Genomic DNA, 1,342 nt, shown 5'->3' with positions numbered 1-1,342 from the left:
TTGAGCGTAACAATGCAGGCATGATTGCAGGCTCTGATGTAACAGATACGGTTACCGTTGCGCTTTCAACAAGCAATCAGCTAGTTGACTTCACAGAGCAAAACCCAGATACAGCAAGCGTGTCAGGCCGTGTGTACTTCGATGAAAATCAAGACGGCACCATTACAGGTAACGACACGTTATTAGCGAATGTCGATATTACCTTAACGGGTAAAAATATCTTCGGGACTGACATTAACCTGACAACGCAAACGAATGCGCAAGGCGAATACACGTTTGCTGATTTATTTGCCTCAGATACCAATGGTTACACAGTAACGCAGACGCAACCTGCGCTTTATAAAGACGGTGTTGAGCGTAATAGCTCGGGTGCTATTGCAGGCTCTGATGTAACAGAGACAGTGACTGTTGTGCTGACCACCAACAACGAGTTTGTTGACTTCACAGAGCAAAACCCAGATACAGCAAGCGTGTCAGGCCGTGTGTACTTCGATGAAAATCAAGACGGCACCATTACAGATAACGACACGTTATTAGCGAATGTCGATATTACCTTAACGGGTAAAAATATCTTCGGGACAGACATTAATCTGACAACGCAAACGAATGCACAAGGTGAATACACGTTCGCTGATTTATTTGCCTCAGATGCCAGCGGTTATACCGTTACGCAGACGCAACCTGCGCTTTATAAAGACGGTGTAGAGCGTAACAGCTCGGGTGCTATAGCAGGCTCTGATTTAACAGATACGGTTATTGTTAATTTGACTGCAAGCAACCAGCTTGTTGACTTCACAGAGCAAAACCCAGATACAACAACTATTTCAGGGCGTGTGTATTTTGATGAAAACCAAGATGGCACGATTGCTGATAACGACACGTTATTAACGAATGTCGATATTACCTTAACGGGTAAGGATATCTTCGGGACTGACATTAACCTGGCAACGCAAACGAATGAGCAGGGTGAATACACGTTCTCTGATTTATTTGCCTCAGATGCCAATGGGTACACAGTAACGCAGACGCAACCTGCGCTTTATAAAGACGGTGTTGAGCGTAACAATGCAGGTGTAATTGCAGGCTCTGATCTAACGGATAAAGTGACTGTTGTGCTTTCAACAAGCAATCAGCTAGTTGACTTTACAGAGCAAAATCCAGATACAGCGACTATTTCAGGGCGTGTGTATTTTGATGAAAACCAAGACGGCACACTTGCAGATAACGACACGTTATTAACGAATGTCGATATTACCTTAACGGGTAAGGATATCTTCGGTTCAGACATTAACTTTACCGCGCAAACAAATGCGCAAGGTGAATACACGTTCGCTGATTTATT

General features: G+C 44.0%; 1 protein-coding gene. It reads left to right on the top strand.

The genetic code is table 11. The annotated features are described in order from the left end of the window. Positions 1 to 1,342 (top strand): SdrD B-like domain-containing protein (locus A7967_RS22080; RefSeq protein ID WP_157756451.1); only part of this gene is annotated, 1,342 nt, incomplete at both ends.

It is taken from the genome of Pseudoalteromonas neustonica, from assembly GCF_001653135.1.
Taxonomy (GTDB): Bacteria; Pseudomonadota; Gammaproteobacteria; order Enterobacterales; family Alteromonadaceae; genus Pseudoalteromonas; species Pseudoalteromonas neustonica.
The sequence above is the reverse complement of the archived record's forward strand: the minus strand, read 5'-3'. Positions and strand labels throughout refer to the sequence as shown.